The sequence below is a fragment of the Amycolatopsis sp. DG1A-15b genome, from assembly GCF_030285645.1.
In the GTDB taxonomy this organism is placed as follows: Bacteria; Actinomycetota; Actinomycetes; order Mycobacteriales; family Pseudonocardiaceae; genus Amycolatopsis.
This window is the reverse complement of record NZ_CP127296.1, coordinates 393,630-418,636: the sequence shown is the minus strand read 5'-3', so window position 1 is coordinate 418,636 and position 25,007 is coordinate 393,630. Positions and strand designations below refer to the sequence as shown.

At 71.1% G+C, this 25,007-nt stretch carries 24 protein-coding genes; 10 read left to right on the top strand and 14 right to left on the bottom strand.

What is annotated here, in order from left to right; all coding sequences use genetic code 11:
• Nucleotides 1-261 precede the first annotated feature (261 nt).
• Nucleotides 262-1,146, bottom strand: coding sequence for an IS1634 family transposase (locus QRY02_RS01955; protein ID WP_285989767.1), 885 nt, complete (start codon nucleotides 1,144-1,146; stop codon nucleotides 262-264).
• On the opposite strand from QRY02_RS01955, the gene QRY02_RS01950 reads away from it, so the two are divergent.
• Nucleotides 1,127-1,447 carry a hypothetical protein gene (locus QRY02_RS01950; RefSeq protein WP_285989766.1) on the top strand — a complete coding sequence of 107 codons (321 nt, stop codon included), beginning with the start codon at nucleotides 1,127-1,129 and terminating at the stop codon, nucleotides 1,445-1,447. The genes QRY02_RS01955 and QRY02_RS01950 overlap by 20 nt on opposite strands.
• Nucleotides 1,448-1,597: 150 nt before the next feature.
• Here QRY02_RS01950 and icmF read toward each other — a convergent pair whose 3' ends face one another.
• Entirely contained in the window at nucleotides 1,598-4,831 is a 3,234-nt protein-coding gene (gene icmF / locus QRY02_RS01945; protein ID WP_285989765.1) for a fused isobutyryl-CoA mutase/GTPase IcmF, read from the bottom strand.
• A gap of 138 nt (nucleotides 4,832-4,969) precedes the next feature.
• Between icmF and QRY02_RS01940 the strand changes: the two genes are divergently transcribed.
• The 4 genes from QRY02_RS01940 to QRY02_RS01925 all read left to right on the top strand — a co-directional run bounded on the left by QRY02_RS01940 (nucleotide 4,970) and on the right by QRY02_RS01925 (nucleotide 7,025).
• Nucleotides 4,970-5,305 (top strand): ArsR/SmtB family transcription factor, encoded by a 336-nt coding sequence (locus tag QRY02_RS01940; protein WP_285989764.1) that lies wholly within the window; start codon nucleotides 4,970-4,972, stop codon nucleotides 5,303-5,305.
• Complete coding sequence (locus QRY02_RS01935; protein ID WP_285989763.1) at nucleotides 5,298-5,738, top strand: SRPBCC family protein; 441 nt, start codon at nucleotides 5,298-5,300, stop codon at nucleotides 5,736-5,738. Before QRY02_RS01940 ends, QRY02_RS01935 begins: the two co-directional genes overlap by 8 nt.
• Nucleotides 5,735-6,385 (top strand): DUF899 domain-containing protein, encoded by a 651-nt coding sequence (locus tag QRY02_RS01930; protein ID WP_285989762.1) that lies wholly within the window; start codon nucleotides 5,735-5,737, stop codon nucleotides 6,383-6,385. Before QRY02_RS01935 ends, QRY02_RS01930 begins: the two co-directional genes overlap by 4 nt.
• 79 nt (nucleotides 6,386-6,464) lie before the next feature.
• Nucleotides 6,465-7,025: a dihydrofolate reductase family protein gene (locus QRY02_RS01925; RefSeq protein ID WP_285989761.1), complete on the top strand. Its 561-nt coding sequence runs from the start codon at nucleotides 6,465-6,467 to the stop codon at nucleotides 7,023-7,025.
• A 39-nt stretch (nucleotides 7,026-7,064) separates the two neighbouring features.
• Here the strand turns inward: QRY02_RS01925 and QRY02_RS01920 are convergent, their stop codons facing one another.
• The 4 genes from QRY02_RS01920 to QRY02_RS01905 are packed head-to-tail and all read right to left on the bottom strand — an operon-like array spanning nucleotide 7,065 to nucleotide 12,954.
• Complete coding sequence (locus tag QRY02_RS01920; protein ID WP_013224365.1) at nucleotides 7,065-7,628, bottom strand: GTP-binding protein; 564 nt, start codon at nucleotides 7,626-7,628, stop codon at nucleotides 7,065-7,067.
• Nucleotides 7,629-7,656: 28 nt separating this feature from the next.
• Nucleotides 7,657-8,373 (bottom strand): DUF742 domain-containing protein, encoded by a 717-nt coding sequence (locus tag QRY02_RS01915; protein WP_285989760.1) that lies wholly within the window; start codon nucleotides 8,371-8,373, stop codon nucleotides 7,657-7,659.
• Nucleotides 8,374-8,380: 7 nt separating this feature from the next.
• Nucleotides 8,381-8,833, bottom strand: a complete 453-nt coding sequence (locus QRY02_RS01910; RefSeq protein WP_004561253.1) for a roadblock/LC7 domain-containing protein — start codon at nucleotides 8,831-8,833, stop codon at nucleotides 8,381-8,383.
• Complete coding sequence (locus tag QRY02_RS01905; RefSeq protein ID WP_285993741.1) at nucleotides 8,830-12,954, bottom strand: sensor histidine kinase; 4,125 nt, start codon at nucleotides 12,952-12,954, stop codon at nucleotides 8,830-8,832. The genes QRY02_RS01910 and QRY02_RS01905 overlap by 4 nt, the downstream gene beginning before the upstream one ends.
• A gap of 1,032 nt (nucleotides 12,955-13,986) precedes the next feature.
• Between QRY02_RS01905 and QRY02_RS01900 the strand changes: the two genes are divergently transcribed.
• Both QRY02_RS01900 and QRY02_RS01895 read left to right on the top strand, forming a co-directional pair.
• The gene (locus QRY02_RS01900; RefSeq protein ID WP_285989759.1) at nucleotides 13,987-14,415 is read left to right on the top strand and encodes a DUF485 domain-containing protein; all 429 of its coding nucleotides are present in this window, start codon (nucleotides 13,987-13,989) and stop codon (nucleotides 14,413-14,415) included.
• Entirely contained in the window at nucleotides 14,412-16,001 is a 1,590-nt protein-coding gene (locus QRY02_RS01895; RefSeq protein WP_285989758.1) for a monocarboxylic acid transporter, read from the top strand. The genes QRY02_RS01900 and QRY02_RS01895 overlap by 4 nt, the downstream gene beginning before the upstream one ends.
• A gap of 18 nt (nucleotides 16,002-16,019) precedes the next feature.
• Here the strand turns inward: QRY02_RS01895 and QRY02_RS01890 are convergent, their stop codons facing one another.
• Nucleotides 16,020-16,583, bottom strand: a complete 564-nt coding sequence (locus QRY02_RS01890; RefSeq protein ID WP_285989757.1) for a TetR/AcrR family transcriptional regulator — start codon at nucleotides 16,581-16,583, stop codon at nucleotides 16,020-16,022.
• A gap of 135 nt (nucleotides 16,584-16,718) precedes the next feature.
• Here QRY02_RS01890 and QRY02_RS01885 point away from each other — a divergent pair, with 135 nt between their 5' ends.
• A complete protein-coding gene (locus QRY02_RS01885; protein ID WP_285989756.1) occupies nucleotides 16,719-18,152 on the top strand; it encodes an MFS transporter in 1,434 nt (477 codons plus the stop codon).
• Here the strand turns inward: QRY02_RS01885 and QRY02_RS01880 are convergent.
• The 5 genes from QRY02_RS01880 to QRY02_RS01860 all read right to left on the bottom strand — a co-directional run bounded on the left by QRY02_RS01880 (nucleotide 18,130) and on the right by QRY02_RS01860 (nucleotide 20,988).
• Complete coding sequence (locus QRY02_RS01880) at nucleotides 18,130-18,471, bottom strand: DUF3817 domain-containing protein (protein WP_285989755.1); 342 nt, start codon at nucleotides 18,469-18,471, stop codon at nucleotides 18,130-18,132. The genes QRY02_RS01885 and QRY02_RS01880 overlap by 23 nt on opposite strands.
• Nucleotides 18,472-18,491: 20 nt before the next feature.
• On the bottom strand, nucleotides 18,492-18,893 hold the full coding sequence (locus tag QRY02_RS01875) for a hypothetical protein (protein WP_502874182.1): 402 nt from the start codon (nucleotides 18,891-18,893) through the stop codon (nucleotides 18,492-18,494).
• Between the two features lie 65 nt (nucleotides 18,894-18,958).
• Nucleotides 18,959-19,867: a lytic transglycosylase domain-containing protein gene (locus QRY02_RS01870; RefSeq protein ID WP_285989754.1), complete on the bottom strand. Its 909-nt coding sequence runs from the start codon at nucleotides 19,865-19,867 to the stop codon at nucleotides 18,959-18,961.
• A 122-nt stretch (nucleotides 19,868-19,989) separates the two neighbouring features.
• Nucleotides 19,990-20,472, bottom strand: coding sequence for a hypothetical protein (locus QRY02_RS01865; protein WP_013224355.1), 483 nt, complete (start codon nucleotides 20,470-20,472; stop codon nucleotides 19,990-19,992).
• A gap of 360 nt (nucleotides 20,473-20,832) precedes the next feature.
• A complete protein-coding gene (locus QRY02_RS01860; protein WP_176742160.1) occupies nucleotides 20,833-20,988 on the bottom strand; it encodes a hypothetical protein in 156 nt (51 codons plus the stop codon).
• A 113-nt stretch (nucleotides 20,989-21,101) separates the two neighbouring features.
• On the opposite strand from QRY02_RS01860, the gene QRY02_RS01855 reads away from it, so the two are divergent.
• Entirely contained in the window at nucleotides 21,102-21,875 is a 774-nt protein-coding gene (locus tag QRY02_RS01855) for a crotonase/enoyl-CoA hydratase family protein (protein WP_285989753.1), read from the top strand.
• Between the two features lie 286 nt (nucleotides 21,876-22,161).
• Nucleotides 22,162-22,704 carry a GNAT family N-acetyltransferase gene (locus tag QRY02_RS01850; RefSeq protein WP_285989752.1) on the top strand — a complete coding sequence of 181 codons (543 nt, stop codon included), beginning with the start codon at nucleotides 22,162-22,164 and terminating at the stop codon, nucleotides 22,702-22,704.
• Here QRY02_RS01850 and QRY02_RS01845 read toward each other — a convergent pair.
• Together QRY02_RS01845 and QRY02_RS01840 are read right to left on the bottom strand one after the other, a co-directional pair.
• Nucleotides 22,701-23,837 carry a CaiB/BaiF CoA transferase family protein gene (locus tag QRY02_RS01845; RefSeq protein ID WP_285989751.1) on the bottom strand — a complete coding sequence of 379 codons (1,137 nt, stop codon included), beginning with the start codon at nucleotides 23,835-23,837 and terminating at the stop codon, nucleotides 22,701-22,703. The genes QRY02_RS01850 and QRY02_RS01845 overlap by 4 nt on opposite strands.
• A 12-nt stretch (nucleotides 23,838-23,849) precedes the next feature.
• Nucleotides 23,850-25,001, bottom strand: coding sequence for an acyl-CoA dehydrogenase family protein (locus QRY02_RS01840; RefSeq protein WP_285989750.1), 1,152 nt, complete (start codon nucleotides 24,999-25,001; stop codon nucleotides 23,850-23,852).
• Nucleotides 25,002-25,007: the final 6 nt, after the last annotated feature.

Sequence of the window (25,007 nt, the reverse complement as noted above, 5' to 3'; positions counted from 1 at the left end):
TCGGCGAAGCTGATCCCCGGCATGGCCTCCGGCGAGATTCCTCCCGGGTACCAATCGGGGCTCCCTCTGGATCGGTTTTCCGCACATGGTGATCGACTTTGGCGATCATTCAGGGTCTGGTCTTGGTGTGGTCATCGTGGTTGGTCGGGTCGACGTTGAGCAGGACCAGGAGCCGGGTCTGGAGTGGTGGTGGTTGTGGGATGCCGGGTGGTTGGTGTGCGGTGGCGGGGATGAGGCGGAGCCGGGCGAGGGCTTCGAAGATCAGCCGGCCGGTGGGTTTGCTGGTCGTCCTGCGTAGAGTCCCTCGAGTGTGGTCTGCGGGGCGAGTGCCAGCCGTGTCTGGCGTTCGATCAGGCAGAAGATCAGCAGTGCCAGGCATATCACAGCGATCAACGCGGCGATGCGCCGGTTGTTTTTGAGGAACAGGGGTGCCACGGCCAGCGGTCCCTTGACCGCGCTGTAGCGGCGTTCGACGGTCTCCTGGCCCTTGTAGCGGCGCAGCACCTCGGGGGCGTCGGCGTGTGCGGGGTCGAGGTTGGTCAGCAGCGCGTGCCAGCCGTCGAGGGCGGCCTCGGCGGCCAGGGCTTGTTGGTCGAACGTCCAGGCCAGGGCGGGTTTGCCGGTGGCAGCCTCGGTGCTCACCGTGGTGCGTAGGTAGGTGCTCACTCGGCGGGCCCGGCTGATCGCGGCGACCCGGGCGGTGACGGATGCGGCATCGGGGTAGTGCCGGCTGCCCAGGCCGCGTTGCAGCCGCTCGAGATCGTCGCGGGCCTGGGCGAGTTTGCGTTCCCGTGCGGTGACGGCGGCTTGGGCGCGGGCGGTGGAGTGCACGAACACCCGGCGCAGGGTGAGGACCGGATCCTTCTTGCGGGGCCCGGCCAGGGTCATGGTGTCCTCGATGACCCGCCACCGGCCTCGCCTGGTGGCGGGCTTGCCCCGGTCGCGTTCGGCCACGTGGTCGACCTCGACGGCGGTGTGGATGTCCAGGGTGGCAAGGACAGCGGCCGGAACGTGGGTCTTGGACGCCGGCGCCAGGAACGCGACACCGGCCTCGGTCATCGCCGCGAGATTGCCGCAGGAGACCAGCTTGGAGTCGCCGATCAGCAGAAAATCCCGGGATGTTGCCATGGTCGTCAGCGCGGTCATCGTCGCGACGACTTGGGCCACCTCGCCGGGCGTTGCCGTCGTAGGCGCGGTGGAACACCGGGACCACGCCGTCCGCGGTGACCGCCAGCCCGGCCTGGACCTGTTTGAGGTCGTGGCGGCGGTCTTTGGGATGACCGTATTTCCCGCCCACCGATCCGATGATTGCTTCCGGCTCGGGCGCGATCGCGTCCAGCGTCCGTCCGATCCGGTCGTCGTTCAACCGCTCGGCCGCGATGCCGAAGACCTCCTCGACCGCCCACTGCTAGGCCCATTGCGACACCCGCACCAGCGGCGCCGGTGAGGTGAGCCGGTTGGCGACCAGCGCTTCGATCACCTGCCCGTGGCTTGCCGTCCCTGTTGATCCACAACCGGACACCCTGGCAGAACCCCTGATCAAGCAGCTGCCGGGCCGCCTGATCAGATCACCCACACCCACGTGCGAAAAACGCCGCTAGACGTTGCGGCGGTACTGGCCGCCGACCTCGAAGAAGGCTTCCGTGATCTGACCGAGTGAGCACACCCGCGCGGCGTCCATCAGCACCCCGAACAGGTTGCCGCCGCGGGTGGCCGCCTCGCGCAGAGCCTTCAACGCCTGCTGGGCCTCCTCGTGGTGGCGGTGCTGGAAGTCCGCGAGGCGGTCCAGCTGGGACTTCTTCTCGTCCTCCGTCGCGCGGGCCAGCTCGACCTCGACCTCGTCCTCCGCCGAGCGCGGGTTGCGGAACGTGTTGACGCCGATGATCGGCAGCGAGCCGTCGTGCTTCTTGCGCTCGTACAGGATCGACTCGTCCTGGATCTTGCCGCGCTGGTAGCCCGTCTCCATCGCGCCGAGGACGCCGCCGCGCTCGCTGATCCGGTCGAACTCGGCCAGCACCGCCTCCTCGACCAGGTCGGTCAGCTCGTCGATGACGAACGAGCCCTGCAGCGGGTTCTCGTTCTTCGACAGGCCCCACTCCTTGTTGATGATCATCTGGATGGCCATCGCGCGGCGCACCGACGACTCCGACGGCGTCGTGATCGCCTCGTCGAACGCGTTGGTGTGCAGGGAGTTCGCGTTGTCGTACAACGCGCACAGCGCCTGCAGCGTGGTGCGGATGTCGTTGAAGCTCATCTCCTGCGCGTGCAGCGACCGGCCGGACGTCTGCACGTGGTACTTCAGCTTCTGCGACCGCTCGTTCGCGCCGTAGCGCTCGCGCATCGCCACCGCCCAGATCCGCCGCGCCACCCGGCCGAGCACCGAGTACTCCGCGTCCATGCCGTTGGAGAAGAAGAACGACAGGTTCGGCGCGAAGTCGTCGATGTCCATGCCGCGGGCCAGGTACGACTCGACGTAGGTGAAGCCGTTGGACAGCGTGAACGCCAGCTGCGAGATCGGGTTCGCCCCGGCCTCGGCGATGTGGTAGCCGGAGATCGACACCGAGTAGAAGTTCCGCACGCCGTGCTCGATGAACCACTCCTGGATGTCGGCCATCATCCGGAGGCTGAACTCGGTCGAGAAGATGCAGGTGTTCTGGCCCTGGTCCTCCTTGAGGATGTCGGCCTGCACCGTGCCCCGGACGTTGCGCAGCACCCACTCGCGCAGCTCGGCGGCTTCGGTGTCGGAGGGCTCACGGCCGTGCTCGTCGCGGAACTCCGTCACCTTCTGGTCGATCGCCGTGTTGAGGAAGAAGGCGAGGATCGTCGGCGCCGGGCCGTTGATGGTCATCGACACCGACGTGTTCGGCGCGGTCAGGTCGAAGCCGTCGTAGAGGACCTTCATGTCGTCGAGTGTCGCGATGGACACGCCCGACGTGCCGACCTTGCCGTAGATGTCGGGGCGGGTGTCGGGGTCGTGGCCGTAGAGGGTCACCGAGTCGAACGCCGTGGAGAGCCGCTTGGCCTCCGAGTCCGCCGAGAGCAGCTTGAACCGGCGGTTGGTGCGGAACGCGTCGCCCTCGCCGGCGAACATCCGCGCCGGGTCCTCGCCGTCGCGCTTGAACGGGAAAACACCCGCGGTGTAAGGGAAGTAACCCGGCAGGTTCTCGCGGCGCAGGAACGACAGCAGCTCGCCGGACTCGGCGTAGCGGGGCAGGGCGACGCGCGGGATCCGGTTGCCGGACAGCGTGTCGCGCCACAGCTGCGTGCGCAGCTCCTTGTCGCGGATCTTCACGACCAGCTCGTCCTGGCGGTACTCCGCCGACAGCGCCTGGAAGCGCTCGAGGAGCTTTGCCGACTCGCCGTCCACATCGGACTCGGCCGCGGCCAGCAGCCCGTCGAGCGCGTCGGTGGAAGCGTCCACCTTGGACAGCTCGGCACGCGCCAGCGCCAGCGCGTCGCGCTTGCGGATCGCGGCGACCTGCTGCGCGGTCTTCGCGTGGTAACCGCGGACGGTCTCGGAAATCTCGGCCAGGTACCGGGACCGGTTGCCCGGGATGATCGTCGAGGCGTCGGTCGAGACCTTGCCCTCGACCCGCGGCAGCGTCCCCGCGGACACGCCGAGGCCGCGCTCGGCGAGCATGCCCCGCAGGTGCTGGTACAGCGCGGTGACGCCGTCGTCGTTGAACTTCGCCGCGCTCGTGCCGTACACCGGCATGTCCTCCGGCCCCGACGAGAAGGCCTCGCGGTTGCGCACCAGCTGGCGCGCGACGTCGCGGCGGGCGTCCTCGGCGCCGCGGCGCTCGAACTTGTTGATCGCGACGACGTCGGCGAAGTCGAGCATGTCGATCTTCTCCAGCTGCGACGCGGCGCCGAACTCCGGCGTCATCACGTACAGCGACTCGTCCACGAAGTCGACGATCCCGGCGTCGCCCTGGCCGATGCCCGGCGTCTCGACGATCACGAGGTCGAAGCCGGCGGCCTTGCAGGCCAGGATCGACTCGCGCAGCCCGGCCGGGATCTCGCCGGACGTCGTGCGCGTGGCCAGCGAGCGGAAGTACACCGGTGAGCCGTCGAGGCAGTTCATCCGGATGCGGTCGCCGAGCAGCGCGCCGCCGCCCTTGCGCCGCGACGGGTCGACCGCGAGCACCGCGATCCGCAGCTTGTCCTCCTGGTCGAGGCGGAAGCGCCGGATCAGCTCGTCGGTGAGCGACGACTTGCCCGAGCCGCCGGTGCCGGTGATGCCGAGCACCGGAACCTCGCGCCGGCCCGCGGCCTCGGTGATGCCGCCCAGCAGGTCACCGGGCAGCTGCCCGGCCTGCAGCTGGGTGATGACGCGCGAGAGCGAGGCGACGTCACCGGAGAGCACCTTGTCCAGCGAAGGGGCTTCGGCCGCGAGGTCGACGTCGCAGGCCTTGATCATGAAGTTGATCATGCCCGGCAGGCCCATCTCGTAGCCGTCTTCGGGCGAGAAGATGCGGGCGACGCCGCGCGAGTGCAGCAGCTCGATCTCCTCGCGCACGATCACCCCGCCCCCGCCGCCGAAGACCTTGATGTGGCCGGCGCCGCGCGCGCGCAGCAGCTCCACCAGGTAGGAGAAGTACTCGACGTGCCCACCCTGGTAGGCCGAGATGGCGACCCCCTGGACGTCCTCGGCGATGGCCGCGGTGGCGACCTCGTCGACCGACCGGTTGTGGCCGAGGTGGACAACCTCCGCACCCTGCGACTGCAGGATCCGCCGCATGATGTTGATCGACGCGTCGTGGCCGTCGAAGAGACTCGACGCCGTGACGAACCGGACGGGGTGCGCGGGGCGGTACAGCTCGCTGCTCATCCCTCCAAAATACTTTGGCTTCCTACTATTGGAAACCCGAGGGCTGGTGACGCGGCTCTCACGGCAGCCCGGGAGAACCTTGACACCCGCCTGCTCGGGCCTATATTTAATGAGTCCGTTAATTAACAGGATGGTGAAATGACAGACACGCTGAGCCGGACGTTCTCGGCGCTCGCCGACCCGACCCGGCGCGCCATCCTCGCGCGCCTGTCGGCGGGCGAAGCGACGGTGAACGAGCTCGCCGGACCGCTCCCGATGAGCCTGCCCGCGGTGTCGCGGCACCTGAAGGTGCTGGAGGCGGCCGGGCTGATCACCCGCGGCCGCACCCGCCAGTGGCGGCCCTGCCGGCTGGAGGCCAAGCCCCTGGAAGGCGTCGCCGACTGGGTCGCGACCTACCGCCGGTTCTGGGACGGCGGGTTCGACCGCCTCGAAGAGCACCTGCGGACCCTGACCGGCGGCCCCGGCGATGCCTGACCTCACCATCACACGCGTCTTCGACGCTCCGCGCGAGCTGGTCTTCGCGGCGTGGACCGATCCGGACCAGCTGGCGAGCTGGCTGGGGCCGCGCGGCTACACCGGCTCCGCCGTCACCCTCGCCACCCGGCCCGGCGGTGCCTGGCGGGCGTGCATCCGCTCCCCCGAGGGCGACGAGCACTGGATGCACGGCGTCTACCGCGAGATCACCGCCCCCGAACGGCTCGTGTTCACCTTCGCCTGGGACACCGAAGGCGACCTGCGCACCGAGACCCTCGTGACGATCGGCTTCGCCGAGCACGACAGCAAGACCGAGATGACCTTCGTCCAGACCGGCTTCCCGACCGCCGCCGACCGCGACGGCCACGACGAGGGCTGGACCTCCTGCTTCGAGGACCTGACCGGCTTCATCCGAGAAAAGGACGCCCGATGACCGCCACCCTGCCCCGGATCGTCTCGCCCGAAGAGTGGCAGGCCGCACGGGACGCGCTGCTCGTCAAGGAGAAGGAACTCATGAAGGCGGCCGACCACCTGGCCGCCGAACGCCGCCGGCTGCCGATGGTGCCCTTCACCGAGGCCTACGAGTTCGAGTCGGCCGAGGGGAAGAAGGGCCTGCTCGACCTGTTCGACGGCCGCCGCCAGCTGATCGTCTACCACTTCATGCTGCACCCGGGCGACGAGGCGGGCTGCCCCGGCTGTTCCCTCGTCGTCGACAACCTGCCGCACCTGGCGCACCTGCACGCCCGGGACGTCACGCTCACCGTCGTCGCGCCCGCCACGCTCGCCGAGATCGAGCGGTACAAGACGCGCATGGGCTGGGACGTGCCGTGGGTGTCCGCGCACGGCAGCAGCTTCACCGACGACTGCGGCGTCGGGAGGGGCTTCGGCGTCAGCGTCTTCCTCCGCGACGGCGACGCCGTGTACCGGACCTACTTCACCTCCGGCCGGGGCGGCGAGACGTTCATGGCGTCGCACCGGTACCTCGACATCACGCCGCTGGGGCGCCAGGAGGCGTGGGAAGAGGAGAGCCGCGGCGACGACGCACCCAGCTCGTGGTGGCGCCGTCACGACGAGTACTGAAAGTTTTCCGCCGGCGGTGTCCGGTCGGCCGCCGCGGCTCCGACCTCCTGGCGTCAGACCCCCACCGGAGGAGATGGAAATGCGCGAGATCGTCTATTTGGTCCACACGTCGCTCGACGGCTGCGTCGAGGGCCCGAACGGCGAATTCGACTGGCCGGTCATGGGCCCGGAGCTGTCCGCCTACTCGCGGGAGCTGAGCGCGCGTGCCGGCGAGTTCGCCTACGGGCGGAAGGTCTGGGACATGATGTCCGCCTACTGGCCGGACGCCGAGTCGATCTCGGACCACCCGCACGACATCGCGTTCGCGCCCGTCTGGCGGGAGACGCCGAAGGTCGTGTTCTCGCGGACGCTGGAGAAGGCGGACTGGAACACTCGCGTCGTCAGCGGCGACCTGGGCGCGGTCGTGGCGTCCCTGAAGGCCGAACCGGGCGAGGACCTGCTGCTCATGGGCGGCGCGGAGCTGGCCGCCGAGCTCACCGCGCGCGGCCTGATCGACGAGTACCAGGTGTTCGTGCACCCGGTCGTCCTCGGCGGCGGCAAGCGCCCGTTCGCCGAGGACACCGCGCGGCTCGGCCTGGAGCTGGTGGAGTCGCGCACCTTCGACGGCCAGGTCGTGCTGCTGCGCTTCCGCCGCGCGTAGCCGGTGCCGGGCCCGGGCGTGCCCCGGGCCCCGGCGGCGTCAGCGCGCGTTGGCCGCCCGCAGCGCGATCCACTGCCGCATGGCGTACTCGACCAGCGTGATCAGCGTCTGCTTGGTCGACTCGCGATCCCGCGCGTCACAGCGGACGATCGGGATGTTCGGGTCGATCGACAGCGCCTCGCGGACGTCGTTGATGTCGTGCTCCAGCACGCCGTCGAACGTGTTGACGCCGACGATGTACGGCAGGCCCCGGTCTTCGAAGAAGTCGATCGGGGCGAACGAGTCGGCCAGCCGGCGCGTGTCGGCCAGCACCACCGCGCCGATGGCGCCGCGGACCAGGTCGTCCCACATGAACCAGAACCGCTGCTGCCCGGGCGTGCCGAACAGGTACAGGATCAGGTCCGCGTCCAGCGACACCCGGCCGAAGTCCATCGCCACCGTGGTCGTCGACTTGTTCGGGGTGTGGTCGAGGTTGTCGACGCCGACGCTGGCGTCGGTCATCATCGCCTCGGTGGTCAGCGGCACGATCTCCGAGACCGACCCGACGAAGGTCGTCTTCCCCGCACCGAAGCCGCCAGCCACCACGATCTTGGCGGATGTCATGGTCGGGGGCGCGGTGTCCCGCGGTGCCTTAAAGCCGACGGAGTCCACTCAAAACCCTTTCCATCAACACCAGATGTGCCTCGGCGCCGTCATTGCCCGTTATCGTCTTGTGCACCGTGACCAGCCCCGCGTCCGCCGCGTCGCTGATCAGCACCCGGGCCACGCCCAAAGGCACCCGCAGCGCCGAAACGATCTCGGCGACCGAACGGGGGGTCCGGCACTCTTCCATGATCGAGATGCACTCGATCTGCTCCGCGGCCACTTCGGGGAAGCCACCGGTGGCAGCGTAGTCCTTCGCGGAGATCAGTGTCTCCAGCTCCAGGGCGTAGTTCGCCCGGGTGCGGCCTCCGGTCAGCGCGTAGGGCCGGACGATCGCCGTCAGCTCCTCGGGCGCGGGCGGCTGTTCGAACACCGCGGGCATGACGAATTCGCCGCTGGGCGGGCCCGGGTCGAACAAACCGCCTGGTCGGGGGCTGTCCCCGTCGGTACTGCCGGGTGGAGAGACTAAAGAGGTCACACGATCTCCTTGGTCGGCCGACGGCGTGGGCGCCGGCGGATCCGCGGCCGCGTGCGCACCGGCGGCCGGGGGTGGCGGGGACTCCTTGCTCTTCTTGCGCTTCCGGCGGGCACGGCCGGAATCCAGCGTGAACCCGTTGAGGACGTCGGCGAACGTGCCGTCGTCCCCACGCCCGGCGGGGCCGTGCCCCGCGGGTGGTTCGCCGTCGAATCCGGACCCCGTGCTCATCGCGCCATCATCCCACCGGTTCGCCGATCAGCGACCCCCCGGAGCCCTGAAGCTGAGCGCGCAGCTCCGGGGTGAGGATCTGGCCGACCCGGTCGACGAGCATCGTCATCTCGTAGGCGACCTGCCCGATGTCGCAGTTGGGGGCGGCGAGCACGGCCAGGCACGAGCCGTCGCTGATCGACATCAGCACCATGATCCCCAGCTCCATCTCGACGACGGTCTCGTTGACCGCGCCGGCTTCGAAGCAGCGGGCCGCGCCCTGGGTGAGGCTGACCAGCCCGGAGGCGACCGCGGCGAGCTGGTCGGCCCGGTCGAGCGGGAGCCGGTTCGACGCGGTCAGCAGCAAGCCGTCCGCCGAGACGACCACGGCGTGGGCCACACCGGGCACCCGCTCCGCGAAGTCGTTCACCAGCCAGCCGAACTGGTTCTGCGTCGGCTGAGCGCTACTCGGCGAGGTCATTCACCCTCCAAGGTCTCGTGGTTGGTCTCGGCCGCCTGTGCGGTGCGGTGGCGTCCGCGCTCGATGCCCTGCTGGAAACTCCGCAGGCGGCCGCGCACGTCGTGTGCGTCCCGTTGTGGTCGGGGGGCCGAGGCCCCGGTGGACGGTCCGGCGCTGCCCGGGAGCAGCTGCTCCCCGCGACGGCGCCGGGGCAATCCTGCCGAAGTGAAGGTGGGAGGTGTCGACTGGGACACCGCTTGCACCGCGCGCCAGCCGTCGTCGGTGCCGAAATTCCATTCGGCGGTGGCGTCGACCGCGGTCTCTTCACCGCGCGGAGCAGGCGTCTCCGGGGCCTTCCGGCTGGGCAGCGAGGCCGGCGGGACGGCGGGACGGCCGTTGGCGATCGGCAGCTGCCCGGAGTCCTGGAAGACGGCCGGTTCGGGCCCCGGACGAGGACGGCTCGGCTGCGGCAGGGGCACGGAACGCCGCGGGAGACCGCCCGGCTTGGGCGCGGCCCGGCCGGGCTGCGGAAGGGCACCGCGGTCCGGTGCCGCCGGTCGCGAGTCTTCTGCGGGCGGCCGGCGGCCGGGCTGCGACCCGTCCGCGAAGATGTCCCCCTGCAGCTTCGGCCGCGACGACTCGTCGAACGGCTCGGGCGCCGCCGGCCGCGAACCGGCCGGGGGCGAGACTTGCTGCGCCGCCGGGTCCGCTGCACCGCTCGGCTGCTGCGCTGCCCCGGACTGCTGCCCCGGCTGCCCGAACGACTCCGGCGTGGCCTGGGCGGAATCCGCACCCGGCCCGGCGGCACCGGGCGAACCGGCCTGCTGAGCCGTGCCCGCTTGCCCGAACGACTCCGGTGTGGCCTGCGCGGAATCCGCATCCGGCCGGGCATCACCCGGCGCACCGGCCTGCTGAGCCGCACCAGCCTGCTCGAACATCCCCGGTGTGGCCTGCGCCGAATCCGCACCCCGCCCGGCGGCACCCGGCGAACCGGCCTGCTGAGCCACGCCCGCCTGCTCGAACATCCCCGGTGTGGCCTGCGCCGAATCCGCACCCCGCCCCGCAGCACCCGGCGAAGCGGGCTGCTGAGCTGCGCCCGCCTGCCCGACCACCTGCGCCGAATCCGCACCCTGCCCAGCCGGCCCTTGCGTCCCGGCCTGCGGAGCCACGCCCGCCTGACCGGCCGCTTCCGGCGTGCCTTGCGCAGGGCCGGAACTCTGCCCCGCCGCCTGCTGGGCCGCTGCCGCTGCCTGCTGGGCCGCGTCCTGTGCCGTTCCCAAGCCCGGCACCACCGGGGAAGGCTGGGCCGGCTGCGCCGCACGCTGCTGGCCCGCTCGCGGCCTTTGGGCCGCGGCCTGGCGGCGGCCACGGGAAACGCCCTGCTGGAAGCTGCTGAGCCGCCCTCGCACTTCCGCCGGGTCACGGACCGGGAGGTCCGGGCGGGCTGGGGCCGGCTTCGGGGTCGCCGCCGGGCCCGAAGCAGTCGCGCTGCCCGGGAGGAGCTGCTCGCCGCGGCGGCGGCGCGGGAGGCCCGCGTCGGTGAACGCCGTCGGCTCGGCTTTCGTCCGCTCCTGGACCGTGCGGAAGTTCTCGTCGCTCGCGAAGTCCCAGCTGCGGCGCTCCTCCGGCGGCGCCTCCGGGGAAGCGGCGGCCGGTTCCTCCTCCGCGGCCGGCTTGTCCTCGCGGAACCAGGCCGACAGCATCTCGTCGAAGATCGGCGTCGTCTCCGACCGGTCCGGCGCCGGGGCCGGCGGGGGCGGCTCCGACCCCGCCGTGGCCTCCTGCCACCAGTCGCTGAGTGTCGTCTCGTTGGCCGTGAACAGGTCCTTGCCCGCCGGGAGGTCGTCGCCGCGCGGCGGCTGTCCCGGCGGCAGCGGCAGCACCGCGGGTACCTGCGGCAGGGCCGGGCGCGGCGGCGGCGGGACGTCGCCGTCCTTCTCGATCGGGGCGAACAGCGCCGTGCCGGAAATCTCCAGGTCCGACGGCGGGCGCACCCCGGACAGCCCGGCCAGGTCGCTCGCCGACGGCCAGCGCTCCTCGCCCATCGCCGGCTGCTGCGGCACCACCGGCCGCGGGCGGGCCGCGCCGTTGACCGGGCGGCGCGGCAGCCGGTTGCCCGCCGCCGGGCTCGCCGGGTGCTGCTGCAGGGCGCCGATCGGGCCGGTCGCCGGGCCGTCGGTCACCGGCATCACCAGCTCCGCCGGGACCACGACGGTGGCGCGGACGCCGACGATGTCCTTGCCGCCGTGCAGCGACACCCCGATCCGGTGCCGGCTGGCCAGCCGGCCGACGACGAACAGGCCCATCCGGCGCGACGTCACCAGGTCGACCGACCCGGCTTCGGTCAGCCGGGTGTTCGCCTCGATGACCTCGCACTCGTTCATCCCGATGCCCTTGTCGAGGATGTCGATGTCGAGCGAGCCGTTCTCGCCCAGCCGCGACGCCACGGTCACCGTGGTCTCCGGCGCGGAGAACGCCGTGGCGTTGTCCAGCAGCTCGGCGACCAGGCGCATCAGATCGCTCGCGGCGTAGCCGACGATCCGGGCCGGGGGCGGCGGCTGCACCTGGACCCGCTGGTACTGCTCGATCTCCGACACCGCGGCGCGGAGCATGTCGGTGGTGCCGACCGGCTTCCCGGACCGGCGGCCCGGCTCGGCGCCGGAGAGCACCATCAGGTTCTCGTTGTTGCGCCGCATCCGGGTGGCGAGGTGGTCGAGCTGGAACAGCGTCGCCAGCTGGTCGGCGTCCTCTTCGTCCCGCTCGAGCTGCTCGATCAGCTGCAGCTGCCGCTGCACCAGGCTCTGGCTGCGCCGCGAGAGGTTGACGAAGACGCTGCCGTAGCCGGTCCGCATCGCGGCTTGCTCGGTGGCCAGCCGCAGCGCCTGGTGGTGCACCTTGTCGAAGGCCCGCGCCACCTCGCCGACCTCGTCGTCGGTGTGCACCGGGACCGGCCGGACGTCGGTGCCCTGCGCGCGGCCCTCCTGGATGTTGCGGACCGCCTCCGGCAGCGCGGTTTCGGCGACATCGAGGGCGCTGCGGCGCAGCACCTTCAGCGAGCGCAGCAGCTGCCGGGTGATGAGGAAGACGACCGCGACGGCCAGCACCATCGCGGCGAACAGCAGCACCGCGAGCAGGCCGGCGCCGCTGCTGGACTCGTCGACCAGGTCCGCCGCCGTCTGCGACGCCGACGCGCCGAGCCGGTCGGCGATCGTGCCGATCTGCGTGCGCATCGCCGCGGAGGCGGCGGCCCAGTCCGCGGCCGGCAGCGCGCGGAACGCGTCGTCCACCGCGCCGCTCTGCGCGTTCAGCACCGTCTCGACCATCCGGGCCCGGCTCTGCGCCTGCGTGCCTTCGGCGATCGCCGCGAAGTCGCGCTGCAGCGTGTCGCCCGCCGCGGAGCGGAAGTCGACGAGCCGGTCGGCGAGCCGCAGCTCGGCGGCGCGCAGGGTGGCCAGCTCGCTCGGCGTCAGGCCCGCGCGGCCGATGCCGTAGGAGACGAGGGCCTGGCTGAGCGACACCTGCTCGCCGGCGACCAGCAGTTCGTGCAGCCCGGCGGGCAGGCCGCCGAGGGTGCCGTCACCGGCGCCCGCGGTGGCCGCGGTGTCGAGGCTGATGAGCGACCCGGTGAGGGCGGAGTACGCCGTGATGGCCTGGCCGGGGTCGAGCTGACCGCCGTCGACCTGGCGGCGCAGGAAGGCGAGGTTGCCGACCTGCGCGGCGGCCGTGCCCGCCGCGCCGGACACGCCGGGTTCGGCTCGGGCGGCGCGGGCCTGCTCCGCGGTGAACGGGCCGGTCGCGGCGTCGGTGGCCTTGCGCGCCGCGGCCAGCTCGGGGGTACCCCCGACGGTGCCCTCGGTCAGCATCGCCGAGGTGACCGTGCGCTCCTGCTGGAGGGCGGCGGTGAGCGTGCGCACCCCGCCGCCGAGCGCGACGAGCCGGTCGAGCCGCTGGTAGTCGTCCGAGCGGCCGACCTGCGCGGCGATCGTCGCGACGCCCAGCACGAGCGCGAGGACGATGGGCACGACCGTGACGGCCGAAAGCTTGACGGGCAGGCTCCAGTCGCGCCACTGCACGAGCGCGCGCCACACGGCCTTTCCCCTGGACCGGCGGGGCGCTCGGCCGAGCAGTTCCCCGACGGGCACCTGACCTTCTCCTGCAACGGTCACGTGAGTGACTCCCTGTCCGGCGTCATGGATCCGCGTCGGCGGCGCGGCGTCCCGGCTCGCGACGGGCCGCCGGACGGCCGTGCCGTCCCCACCCTGCCGCTTTCCCGGCGCCCTCGCTCGTCCCCAGCCGTGCGGGCGTCCGCGCGCTCGTCACCGGGCAGGCACCGCCCCGTCGTCCCGTGCCCGGGACTCTGCACGTGCACGGCGCAAGTTGCGTTGTGCACGGTGATCGAGATCAACTTTATCGGTGCCAATCGATCGCTGCGGTCAGCTGGGCCAAAGAATCGTACCCCCGATGCCGTGCCGGTCAATTGTGTTCCCCACTCGGGCGCTGACCTGCGAAAAGCGCTTTCGCGACCGGACATCCGGCAGGACATTTCGCCTCACCGCCCCCGAAGAGGGAATTCCGGTTACCGGACGCGGGGGCCTGTCGCATCCGACCATCACCCGATTAGCCCAGGCAGGGTAGCAGCATCCCTCGGTCGATCTACACTGCGTACCACCAACGGGTGGGTCAAGTCTCAAGATGCCCCCGATGTTGTGGCGTTCCGCGTTCTCCCGCCCCGACCCGGTGATTTCTTTCGGAACCCGGCGCTGACCAGTGGATCTCCGCCGCCCGTCCGACGTCCGAGCCACCCTCGTGCCGGATCAAGCCGGGGAAACGACTACTTTATGTAACCAGGTTAGGGAAGTGTCGAGCGCCGTTAACCCGTTCGCCGTAGCGCACTGCCGCATCCGCAACGTCCAGTCACAATTCTTTTCCGCATTACGGACGTTCTCCGCACTGCGTTGTCGCCGGTGTTCTGACCGGTGTTGTCGCCGGTCACCCATTAGACGCCCACCGCGGGAAACGAATACCGGCTCGCGAACCGACCGGACGGTCGGCCGCCTTCGGCAGCCGCCGGATGGCGTAGTTACGATGTGCCCTCGCAGTCCGCAAGGGCGGCCCGGCGCCCGGTCCACCGGCGCCCGGGCCCGCCGCCACGGAGGCACTCTGCCGGAGGCACCATGTACGACGTAGCGCGGCCCACGCCGGCCAACGCCCTCGAGGAGACGAGCCGGATCCCGGTCCTGCCCGCCGGGCCCGAACCGGCCGGGGTCCCACCCCGCCGGCCCGCCGGCCCCGACTACACCGCGATCCAGGCCAGTCCCGAGTTCGTCGCGCTGCGCCGCCGGTTCCGCGGCTTCGTCTTCCCGCTGAGCTTCGCCTTCTTCGCCTGGTACATGACGTACGTGCTGCTGGCCGCGTACGCGCACGACTTCATGAGCCGCAAGGTGTTCGGCCAGGTGAACGTCGCCATCCTGCTCGGCCTGGGCCAGTTCGTGAGCACCGCGCTGATCACCTGGCTCTACCTGCGGTACGCGCGCCGCCGGCTCGATCCGCGCGTCGCCGAACTGCGGGCGCGGGCGGGCCTGGCGGAAGAGAAGCGCCGATGACCGCGCTCGCCGCGGGGCAGCCCGCCAGCGACCCCATCGTCAACACCGTCGTGTTCGCCCTGTTCGTGGCGATCACCCTGTACGTCGTCTACCGGGCCGGCAGCCGGAACTCCTCGACGTCGGACTACTACGCCGCGGGCAGCGCCTTCACCGGCCGCCAGAACGGCATCGCGCTGTCCGGGGACTTCCTCTCGGCGGCGTCGTTCCTCGGCATCGCGGGCGCGATCGCCGTCCACGGTTACGACGGTTTCCTCTACTCCATCGGCTTCCTGGTCGCCTGGCTGGTCGACCTGCTGCTGATCGCCGAGCTGCTGCGCAACACCGGCCGGTTCACGATGGGCGACGTCGTCAGCTTCCGGATGAACCAGCGCCCGGTCCGGGCCGCGGCGGCGACGTCGACCCTGGTGATCTCGCTGTTCTACATGCTGGCGCAGATGGCGGGGGCCGGCGGCCTGGTCGCCCTGCTGCTGAACATCCACACCCGGCTCGGGCAGGCGCTGGTGATCGGCGTGGTCGGCCTGGTCATGGTCCTGTACGTGCTGGTCGGCGGGATGAAGGGCACCACGTGGGTGCAGATCATCAAGGCCGGCGTGCTGATGCTGGCCGTGGTGCTGATCGCGGTGTTCCTCTTCGGCAAGTACGGCTTCAGCTTCTCGAACCTGCTTTCGGCGGCCACTGAGAAGAGCCCGCTGGGCGAGCACCTCCTGGAACCGGGCGGCTCCTACGGCAAGGACAACACCACGAAGCTCGACTTCGTGTCGCTCGCGCTGGCCCTGGTGCTCGGGCTGTCGTCGCTGCCCCACCTGCTGATGCGCTTCTACACGGTGCCGAACTCCTTCGAGGCGCGCCGCTCGGTCGTCTGGGCCACCGTGTGCATGCTGATCTTCTACGTGTGCACGCTGGTGATCGGCTTCGGTGCGGCCGCGCTGGTCGGCGCGGACGAGATCAAGAGCGCGCCGGGCGGGGAGAACTCGGCGGCACCGCTGCTGGCGCTGCACATCGGCGGGACGCTGCTGCTGGGCGTGATCGCCGCGGTGGCGTTCGCGACGATCCTCGCGGTGGTGGCCGGACTGACGATCACCGCGTCGGCCTCGTTCGCCCACGACGTCTACGCGAACATCTTCAAGCGCGGCAAGGCCGAGCCGGCGGACGAGGTCCGGGTGGCGCGGATGACCGCGATCGTGGTGGGCGCGCTGGCGATCGTCGGCGGCGTGCTGGCGAACGGGCAGAACGTCGCGTTCCTGGTGGCACTGGCGTTCGCGGTGGCGGCCTCGGCGAACCTGTCGACGCTGCTGTACTCGTTGTTCTGGAAGCGGTTCAACACCACGGGCACGCTGTGGGGCATGTACGGCGGCCTGATCGCGTGCCTGCTGCTGGTGCTGTTCTCGCCGGTGGTCTCGGGCGCTCCGGATTCGATCTTCAAGAGCATCGACTTCGCCTGGTTCCCGCTGAAGAACCCGGGCCTGGTGTCGATCCCGTTCTCGTTCCTGTGCGGGTTCGCCGGAACGCTGGTGGGCCGGCCGAAGGCCGACGCCGAGAAGCAGGCGGAGATGGAGGTCCGCTCGATGACCGGCATCGGGAGCTGATCCCCCGGCCGGCCCGCGTCACGCGCGCAGGCCGTCCAGGATCACGTTCAGCACGCGCCTGCCGTCGTCCGGACTGCAGTTGCGCACGGCCATCCCGGCGCCGTGGCCCAGCCGGAGGACGTCCGCACCGACGACGTCCCGGCGGAGCAGCCCGGCCTCCTGCGCCGCTTCGACGAGCACTCGGGTCGCTTCGCGAAGCCGCTTCTGGCAGTACAGGAAGGTCTCCGAGCCGGAATCGATGGACTCCTTGAGGATCGTCGCCAGCTTGTGCCGCTCGACGACCCAGGTGACCTGGGCGAGCAGCCACGCTTCCAGGGCCTCCCACGGCGGCAGCTCGTCGTGCAGGACGAACGCGCGGTCGGCGAGCACCGTGATCTCGTCGCGGTAGACCGCTTCGAACAGCTTCTCCCGGGTCGGGAAGTGCCGGTAGAGGGTGCCCGCGCCGACGCCGGCCTTCTTGGCGACGTCGTCCAGCGGCACGTCGGCGCCGTGGGCGGTGAAGAGGTCCTTCGCCGTCGCGACGATGCGCTCGTAGTTGCGCCGCGCGTCCGCGCGCATCGGACGCTCGCCCACCTCGGGCATCCCGGCCTCCTCGCCACTTAACCGGAGAGATTCTCCGAATTCACTTGCGCATCCGGAGACGCTCTCCATATTATCGGATCACAGCCAAGCGGAGAAAGTCTCCGCTTCCTCTCTTACTCCTTGGGGGAGTATCCCTTGTCCCACCAGACGGTCGACCGTGCGCCCGCACCGGTCCGCCCCCGGCGCAGCGGGCTGGTCCTCGCGATCATCCTGACCTGCCAGCTCATGCTCGTCCTCGATGCGACGGTGATGAACGTCGCGCTCCCGCGCATCCAGTCCGACCTGGGGTTTTCCGCCACCGGCCTGTCCTGGGTGATGACGGCCTACAGCCTCGTCTTCGGCGGTCTGCTGCTGCTCGGCGGCCGGGCAGGCGACCTGTTCGGACGGCGGCGCATGTTCGTCGCCGGCACCGCCCTGTTCACCCTCGCCTCACTGGCCGGCGGGCTCGCCGATTCGGCCACGCTCCTCATCACCGCCCGCGTCCTGCAGGGCGTCGGGGCCGCGATGGCGGGGCCGAGCACCCTGGCGCTGGTCACGACGACGTTCACCGAACCCAAGGCCCGGGTCCGGGCGCTGGCGCTGTTCTCCGCGATGTCCAGCGGCGGCTTCGCGATCGGCCTGATCGTCGGCGGCCTGCTCACCGAGTGGATCTCCTGGCGCGCCGCGCTGTTCATCAACGTCCCGTTCGGCGTGGCGATCGCCCTGCTCGCCCCGCGGTTCGTGGCCGAGCCCGAACGCCGCCGCGCCCACCTGGACCTGCCCGGCGCGGTCACCGGCACCCTCGGCGTCGGCGCGCTCGTGTTCGCCTTCACCCACGCCGCGTCCGACGGCTGGGGCAACCCGGTGACGCTCGGCTCGCTCGCCGGCGGCCTGGCCCTGCTCGCCGGCTTCGTCGCCATCGAAGCGCGCACCGCGCTGCCGCTGGTCCCGCTGCGGCTGTTCGCCGACCGCAACCGCAGCGCGGCCTACGTCAACTTCTTCCTCGGGCCGATGGCGATGATGTCGATGTTCTTCTTCCTGACCCAGTTCATGCAGGACATCCGGCACTTCGCGGCGCTGGCGACCGGGTTCGCGTTCCTCCCGATGGCGGCGCTGATCTTCACCATGAGCCGGCTCGTGCCGCGGCTGCTCCCCCGCTACGGCCCGAAGCCCCTGGCCGTCACCGGCTCGATCCTGATGGTCACCGGCGTCGGCTGGCTCACGCTGCTCACCACCGAAAGCACGTACTTCCCGGCACTGCTCGGGCCGCTGCTGCTGATGGGCCTCGGCGGCGGGCTGTCGTTCGCACCGCTGAACGTGATCGTGATGGCCACCGTGCCGAACGAGGACGCGGGCGCGGCGGGCGGCGTGCTGCAGACGATGCAGCAGGTCGGCAGCACGCTCGGGCTGGCCGTCCTGGTGACGGTGTTCGGCTCGGTCACCCGCTCGGCGGGTACGACCGGCGCGCAGCTGACGGTCGACGGCATGACGGCGGCGTTCACGACCGCCGCGGTGTTCGCCGCCTGCACGGTGCTGGTGGCGCTGACCTTCCGCCGTCAGGTCGCGGTTACAGCTTCTGCCCGGCCTTGACCTTGTGCGTCACCCGGCGCTCGACGAGGAACGAGACGAACGGGACGCAGCCGGCCAGCAGCACGAGCACGGTGCCCTTGATCGACCAGCGGGCCTTGATCGCCAGGTCGATGGTCAGCACCAGGTAGATCATGTAGAGGACGCCGTGGATCGGCGAGTAGACCGCCGACGGCGTCGGGTTGTCGAAGCCGTACCGCAGCACCATCACGAAGCACAGGCCCAGCAGGCCGACACCGGTGACGTAGGCGGCGGTGCGGAACCGGACCAGGGGGCCGGCGAGCGGCGCGGCGGTCCGGGCGCCTTCGGTGCTGGTGGTCATCGGTTCGTCGTCCTCACTCTTCACTCTGCGGCCTGCTGATCGCGGGCGTTCAGTTCGCGCAGGTAACGGTTGTAGGCGGCCAGCTCCTCGTCCTCGTCGGTGTTCGCCTCGGCGACGTCCGGACGGGGGCGGGGGGCGGGCACCGCGGGCTCGGCTTCCTGCCGCTCGGGCGTTTCGGTCGCTCCGGCTTCGGCCTTCTGCCGGAGTTTGCGGATCCGCCAGAACATGAAGGCCGGGAAGAGCCCGAACAACGGCCACTGCAGGACGTAGCCGAGGTTCTGGAAGGTGCCGTTCGCGGAGGTGAAACGGTCCCACTGCCACCAGGCGAGCCCGCAGCAGACGAGCAGGCTCAGCAGGCAGGTCGCGACGATCGCGATCCGCCGTCCCCAGGGGGAAGCGGCTGGCGGGTGGGGGTCTGGCACGAAGTCGACGCTAGCACTGGTGAGCTGAGGCACGACGCGCGGTCGCGGACGAGGTGGCCGGGCTCTCAGCCCTGCTTGCGCACCGACTGGGCGCCCTTCGCGTAGCCGTCCGCCAAGCCGAACACCTTCTGCGCGTACTCCGTCGAGTTGTTGTACGACAGGATCCCGGCCCACCACCCGCCCGGACTGGCCATGTCCCGCCCGCCCGCGCACAGGTACCGCGCCGCGGCCAGGGCCGCGTCGTCGATCTGCTGGGGGTCGCCGAGGCCGTCGCCGTTCCCGTCGGCGGCCCACTTGCGCCAGGTGCCCGGGATGAACTGCATCGGGCCCACCGCCCGGTCCACCCCGGCGTCGCCGTCGTAGCGGCCGCCGTCGGTGTCGCCGATCGCCCGGACTCCGGCCGATCCGTCGAGCGGGACGCCGACGATCGGCTTGGACGGGCGGCCGTCGGCGCCGAGGACCGCGCCCGCGTACTGACCGTGGTTGGACTCGATGCGGCCGATGCCCGCGAGCGTGGCCCACGAGATCTTGCAGCCCGGCTGGTCCGCGCGCATCGCCAATTCCGCGTTGCCGTAGGCCTGCAGGGCCCGCGCCGGGACACCGGTGGCCGCCGCGACCTGGGCCGCCCACTGGGACAGCGTCGCCGGACCCGTGCTGCGAACCTGCTGGGGAGAGGTCTGCTGCTCGGCCCCGCCCGCCACCGCTCCACCGGCCGGGGCGACCGAGCCCGGGCGGACGTCGGCCGCCTTGACCTGCAAGGCGGGGATTTCGGTGGTGGTCGGGCTCGCCTCCGGCGTCGCGGCGCGGGTGACGAGCCAGATCCCGCCGCCGGCCACCGCCAGCACGGCGAGGACCACGAGCAGCCGGGTGAGCACGGCGACGCCCGGAGAGCGCGGTGCCGGTGCGGCGGGGACGGCTTCCTCGGCGCTGGGGCCGATCGGGTCGTCCTCGGTCTTTCCGGTCCTGGTGCGCACGAAACTCCGGTCCTCCAGCGTGTGTCGACGAACTGTCAACGAGCCCGCGCAGGTTAGCGTTACGCGGGCCGTCCCGATCGTCTCACCACACCGGGTCACCCGGCCGAGTGGAAAACGTCTCGTCAGGCGGATTTCTGCTGACGCGCGAGCCGCGCCACGCACCAGGCCGGGGCACTGCCGCGGCGCAGGTGCTGCAGGACCGTCATCGGCCCGAGCCGGCGGCTCAGGTCGGACGGCGCGAGCCCGGCCGCCCGGTAGTCGAGGGCCCGCTGGTCGAGCGGGCTGATGCCGGCGTCCCACCACTCCTCGGCTTCGGCGACGCCGCCGACCATCTGCCACCAGCCCGCGGCGGCGGTGAGGAGCTCTTCGGGCACCTCCGGCAGCCGGCTGCGCATGGCGGCGAGGTAGCCGGGATCGGCCGACTCGACGGGGACGAACCGCGACTGTCCGGTCCGGGCACGCTGGCCGGGGATGCCCGGGGCCTGCGCGGGTGCGTCGGCCAGCCACGCGGAAGCGATGCGGTCGACCTCCTGCTCCTCGGGAGTCCTCTCGCGCTCGGCGGCCCACTGCCGGATCAACGCGTCCACTCCGGGATCTCCGGTCATCCCTGCCTCCTTGTAGGTCCCCGACGGACAGGCCCTGACGCCTGTCCCACGCGGTGGTGCCGCACGCACCAACCTGCACCTTGCTGAGTGGAAACTGCCTGCGTACCGGGGTTCTCCGGGGGGATGGCGAACCACCCGATCACGCAATGTGAGCACCGTAGGGCCGGGGTGGTCGTCTTCGCCAGACCCCGGGTGCCATGAATTCGACGACCTGCGCGTTTTCGGCCGCAATCCACCCGGATGGTCGAGCGTCGGAGTCCGAAATCCGGGATTGGTTACACTGGGTGATTTACCGTCCGTTAACACGCACGGTAGCCACCGGCACCGCCCGTGGCGGCGCCGGTACGGAGAAGCACCAGGTCAGGAGAAGAGGGCGCGGAAGAACGTGACGATCGCTTCGGCGCCGTCCTTGAGCCAGCCGAGCACGCGGTGCACGAAGTCGGCGGACTGGGTGGGCTGGGTGATCAGGAGGAAGAGCACGAGCGCGACCACGCCCACGATCAGAATCTTCTTCACGCCGCCCGACATGTGCTTCCTCCCCGGCTCGCCGTTCCCGTCCTGGGAGTGGCCATCCCAATACTGTAGGGAAGGCGTGCGCGGAAGACACCTCGATCACCCCAGGAGCGGCCATGTCCCGGAACGTGCTGGTCCAGCGGGACGGCGCGGTGACGACGATCACCATCGACCGCCCGGCCGCGCGCAACGCCGTCGACGGGCCCACGGCGGCGGAGCTGGCGAACGCCTTCCGCGCCTTCGACGCCGACCCGGACGCGGCCGTCGCGGTGCTGACCGGAGCGGGTGGCGCGTTCTGCGCGGGGGCCGATCTCAAGGCGATCGGCACCGACCGGATGAACCGCACGCACCCGGACGGGGACGGCCCGATGGGGCCCACCCGGATGACCCTCGGCAAGCCGGTGATCGCGGCGGTCCACGGGCCGGCCGTCGCGGGCGGGCTCGAGCTGGCGCTGTGGTGCGACCTGCGCGTCGCGGACGCCACGGCGGTGTTCGGGGTGTTCTGCCGCCGCTGGGGCGTCCCGCTGATCGACGGCGGGACGGTACGGCTGCCGCGCCTGATCGGCCAGTCCCGCGCCATGGACCTGATCCTCACCGGCCGCGCGGTCGACGCCACCGAAGCCGTCGAGATCGGCTTGGCCAACCGGCTGGTGCCGGCGGGCGAGGCGGTGACGGCGGCCCAGGAGCTCGCCCGGCAGCTCGCGGCGTTCCCGCAGGCGTGCCTGCGCGGCGACCGGCGCTCGGCGCTGGCCCAGTGGGGCGAGTCCGAAGAGGACGCGCTGGCGGCGGAGTTCGCCGCGGCGATGGGCCCGGGAGTCTTGGCGGCGGAGGCCATCGACGGCGCGGCCCGCTTCGCCGGCGGCGAAGGCCGCCACGGCACCTTCACCTGACCCACGTGTCCGAAAGGTCGACTCGCGTGATCGGAAGGTCAACTCGCGTGATTGGAAGGTCGACTCGCGTGATTGCGGAGCCAACTCGCGTGATTGAAGGGTCGACACGGCCGGGACCTGCCGGCTTCGCCGTGTCGACCTCTCAATCACGCGTGTCGACCTCTGGATCACGCGAGTCGGCGTTTCCGTCACGCGAGGTGCGCGCTCGGTCACGGGCGTGCCTCGACCGGGCGATCCGGGCGCGCGGCCGTCCCGGTTCCGGTCAAGCGGCCGATAAGGTCTCCGGATGGACGACGACGGTGTCAGAGTGGAGCTCCGGCCGGTGGCCGAAAGCGATCTCGGCCTCCTGGAACAGCTGACCAACGATCCCGTCGCCGCCGGCGAGCACCAGTGGTTCGGCTGGCACGATCCCGGCTACCTGCGCCGCCGGTGGCTGGAAACCGGGATGCTCACCGCCGAAACCGGCATGCTCGTGCCGACGCTCGGCGGCCGCGTCCTCGGGGTCGTCTCCTGGCACCGCACCCGGACCGGGCCGACGTCCTACTGCTGGAACATGGGCCTCGTGCTCGTCCCGGAAGCGCGTGGCCACGGCTACGGCACCGAAGCCCAGCGCCTGCTCGTCGGCTACCTCTTCGCCCACACCCAGCTCAACCGGGTCGAAGCGACGACCGAGGCCGGCAACCGCGCCGAACAACGCTCGCTCGAGAAAGCCGGCTTCACCCGCGAAGGAGTGCTTCGCGGGTACGGCTTCCGGGACGGCGAGTGGCGCGACCACGTCGTCTACTCGGTCGTGCGCTCCGATCTGGCGAAGAGCCAGCCGACGAGCTAGGCGATCACGCCCGCCGAACGCAGCGCGTCGAGGTCCGTGACACCCAGTTCGGCGAGCACCGCTTCGGTGTCGGATCCCTTGGCACGCGGTGCTTCCGGCGTCGAAGGCGGCGTCCGGTCGAACCGCGGCGCCGGTGCCGGCTGCACCATGCCGCCGATCTCGACGAACGTGCCGCGCGCCGCGTTGTGCGGGTGTGACGCCGCTTCGGCCGGCGACAGCACCGGCGTCAGGCACGCGTCGGTGCCCTCGGCGCGCGCGACGAGCTCGTCGCGCGGGTGCTTGGCGATCGCCCCCGCCACGATCTCGCGCAGCCGCGGCCACTGCGTCTTGTCGACGTGCAGCGGCAGCTCCGCCGGGTCGAGCTCGAGCACCTGCACCAGCGCACTCCAGAACCGCATCTCGATCGCGCCGACGGCGACGTACTTGCCGTCCGCCGTTTCGTAGGTGTCGTAGAACGGCGCGCCGCCGTCGAGCATGTTCTCGCCGCGCTCCCCGGCCCAGAGGCCGGCCGCCTTGATGCCGTGGAGGCTCGTGGTGAGCAGCGCGGCCCCGTCGACCATCGACGCGTCGACGACCTGGCCGCGCCCGGACGTGGTCCGTTCGTACAGCGCGGCCAGGACGCCCATCGCCAGCAGCAGCCCGCCGCCGCCGAAGTCGCCGACGAGGTTCAGCGGCGGTACCGGCCGCTCGCCCGCGCGCCCGATCGGTTCGAGGGCGCCGGCGATGCCGATGTAGTTGATGTCGTGCCCGGCGGCCGAAGCCAGGGGACCGTCCTGGCCCCAGCCGGTCATCCGGCCGTAGACCAGCCGCGGGTTGCGCGCGTGCACGACGTCCGGGCCGAGCCCGATCCGCTCGGCGACACCCGGGCGGAAGCCCTCGATGAGGACGTCGGCGGTGTCGCACAGCTTCAGCACCAGCTCGACGCCTTCGGGCGTCTTGGTGTTGATGCCGACGGACCGGCGGCCGCGGGCGAGCGGGTCGGCCGGGATGCCGAGCACGTCCTCCCCCGGCTGCGCGCGGTCGACGCGGACGACGTCGGCGCCGAGGTCGGCGAGGATCATCGTGGCGAACGGCCCGGGCGCGAGACCGGCGAGCTCCACCACCTTCAGGCCGCCGAGCGGACCTGCCTTCATAGTCGGTCCCTTTCAGAGCGAGCGGGAGATGATTTCCTTCATGATTTCGCTGGTGCCGCCGAAGATCCGGGAAATCCGGACGTCGGCCCAGGCGCGGGCGATCGGGTACTCGGACATGTAGCCGTAGCCGCCGAACAGCTGCACGCAGTCGTCGATCACCTTGTTGACGCGCTCGGTGGTCCACAGCTTCGCCATCGCCGCGCCTTGGACGTCGAGCTCGCCCTTGAGGTGCCGTTCGATGCACTGGTCGAGGAACGCCCGCGCGACAGCGGCCTCGGTCGCGGCCTCGGCGAGCTTGAACTTGGTGTTCTGGAAGGAAAAGATCGGCCGGCCGAACGCCGTGCGCTCCTTGGCGTACTCGAGCGTGAGGTCGACCGCCGCCTCCAGCCCGGCCACCGCGGTGACGGCGATGATCAGCCGTTCCTGCGGCAGCTGCAGCATCAGCTGGACGAAGCCCTGGCCCTCGGCGTCGCCGAGCAGGTTCCCGGCCGGCACGCGGACGTCGTCGAAGAACAGCTCGGCGGTGTCCTGGCCCTTGAGCCCGACCTTGTCGAGGACGCGGCCGCGGCGGAAGCCCGGCGTGTCGGTCTCGACCACGATCAGCGACACGCCCTGCGCGCCCGCGTCCGGGTCGGTCTTGCACGCGACGACCACGAGGTCGGCGTGCAGCCCGTTGGTGATGAAGGTCTTCGCGCCGTTGAGGACGTAGTGGTCGCCGTCGCGGACCGCGCGCGTCTTGATGCCCTGCAGGTCGGAGCCGGTACCGGGCTCGGTCATCGCGATCGCGCCGACCATTTCGCCGCTGGCCAGCTTCGGCAGCCACACGCGCTTCTTGTCTTCCGAAGCGTAGGCGAGCAAGTAGTGCGCGACAATTCCATTGTGGACGGTGACGCCCCACGCGCTGTCGCCGGCGCGCGCCTGCTCTTCGTAGAGGACGGCTTCGTGGGCGAAGGTGCCGCCGCCCCCGCCGTACTCCTCGGGGATGGACAGGCACAGCAGGCCGACGTCGCCCGCCTTCGTCCACAGCTCGCGGTCGACCTTCTTCTCCGCCGCCCAGCGTTCCTGGTGCGGGACGGCTTCCTTCTGCAGGAACGACCGCGCGAGTTCACGGAGGTCATCGAGCTCGGTCGTGCTCCACGAGCTCTTCGGCAGTTGCAGTGGCACGGGGAC

Coding starts and splice junctions, on each gene's coding strand:
- QRY02_RS01850 (WP_285989752.1), top strand. CDS start 22,162: ATGGACGACGACGGTGTCAGAGTGGAGCTCCGGCCGGTGGCCGAAAGC.
- QRY02_RS01890 (WP_285989757.1), bottom strand. CDS start 16,583: ATGCCCGAGGTGGGCGAGCGTCCGATGCGCGCGGACGCGCGGCGCAAC.
- QRY02_RS01950 (WP_285989766.1), top strand. CDS start 1,127: ATGGTCGTCAGCGCGGTCATCGTCGCGACGACTTGGGCCACCTCGCCG.
- QRY02_RS01915 (WP_285989760.1), bottom strand. CDS start 8,373: ATGAGCACGGGGTCCGGATTCGACGGCGAACCACCCGCGGGGCACGGC.
- QRY02_RS01865 (WP_013224355.1), bottom strand. CDS start 20,472: ATGACCGGAGATCCCGGAGTGGACGCGTTGATCCGGCAGTGGGCCGCC.
- QRY02_RS01925 (WP_285989761.1), top strand. CDS start 6,465: ATGCGCGAGATCGTCTATTTGGTCCACACGTCGCTCGACGGCTGCGTC.
- QRY02_RS01900 (WP_285989759.1), top strand. CDS start 13,987: ATGTACGACGTAGCGCGGCCCACGCCGGCCAACGCCCTCGAGGAGACG.
- QRY02_RS01920 (WP_013224365.1), bottom strand. CDS start 7,628: ATGACATCCGCCAAGATCGTGGTGGCTGGCGGCTTCGGTGCGGGGAAG.
- QRY02_RS01910 (WP_004561253.1), bottom strand. CDS start 8,833: ATGACCTCGCCGAGTAGCGCTCAGCCGACGCAGAACCAGTTCGGCTGG.
- QRY02_RS01955 (WP_285989767.1), bottom strand. CDS start 1,146: ATGACCGCGCTGACGACCATGGCAACATCCCGGGATTTTCTGCTGATC.
- QRY02_RS01845 (WP_285989751.1), bottom strand. CDS start 23,837: ATGAAGGCAGGTCCGCTCGGCGGCCTGAAGGTGGTGGAGCTCGCCGGT.
- QRY02_RS01940 (WP_285989764.1), top strand. CDS start 4,970: ATGACAGACACGCTGAGCCGGACGTTCTCGGCGCTCGCCGACCCGACC.
- QRY02_RS01880 (WP_285989755.1), bottom strand. CDS start 18,471: ATGACCACCAGCACCGAAGGCGCCCGGACCGCCGCGCCGCTCGCCGGC.
- QRY02_RS01855 (WP_285989753.1), top strand. CDS start 21,102: ATGTCCCGGAACGTGCTGGTCCAGCGGGACGGCGCGGTGACGACGATC.
- icmF (WP_285989765.1), bottom strand. CDS start 4,831: ATGAGCAGCGAGCTGTACCGCCCCGCGCACCCCGTCCGGTTCGTCACG.
- QRY02_RS01935 (WP_285989763.1), top strand. CDS start 5,298: ATGCCTGACCTCACCATCACACGCGTCTTCGACGCTCCGCGCGAGCTG.
- QRY02_RS01895 (WP_285989758.1), top strand. CDS start 14,412: ATGACCGCGCTCGCCGCGGGGCAGCCCGCCAGCGACCCCATCGTCAAC.
- QRY02_RS01930 (WP_285989762.1), top strand. CDS start 5,735: ATGACCGCCACCCTGCCCCGGATCGTCTCGCCCGAAGAGTGGCAGGCC.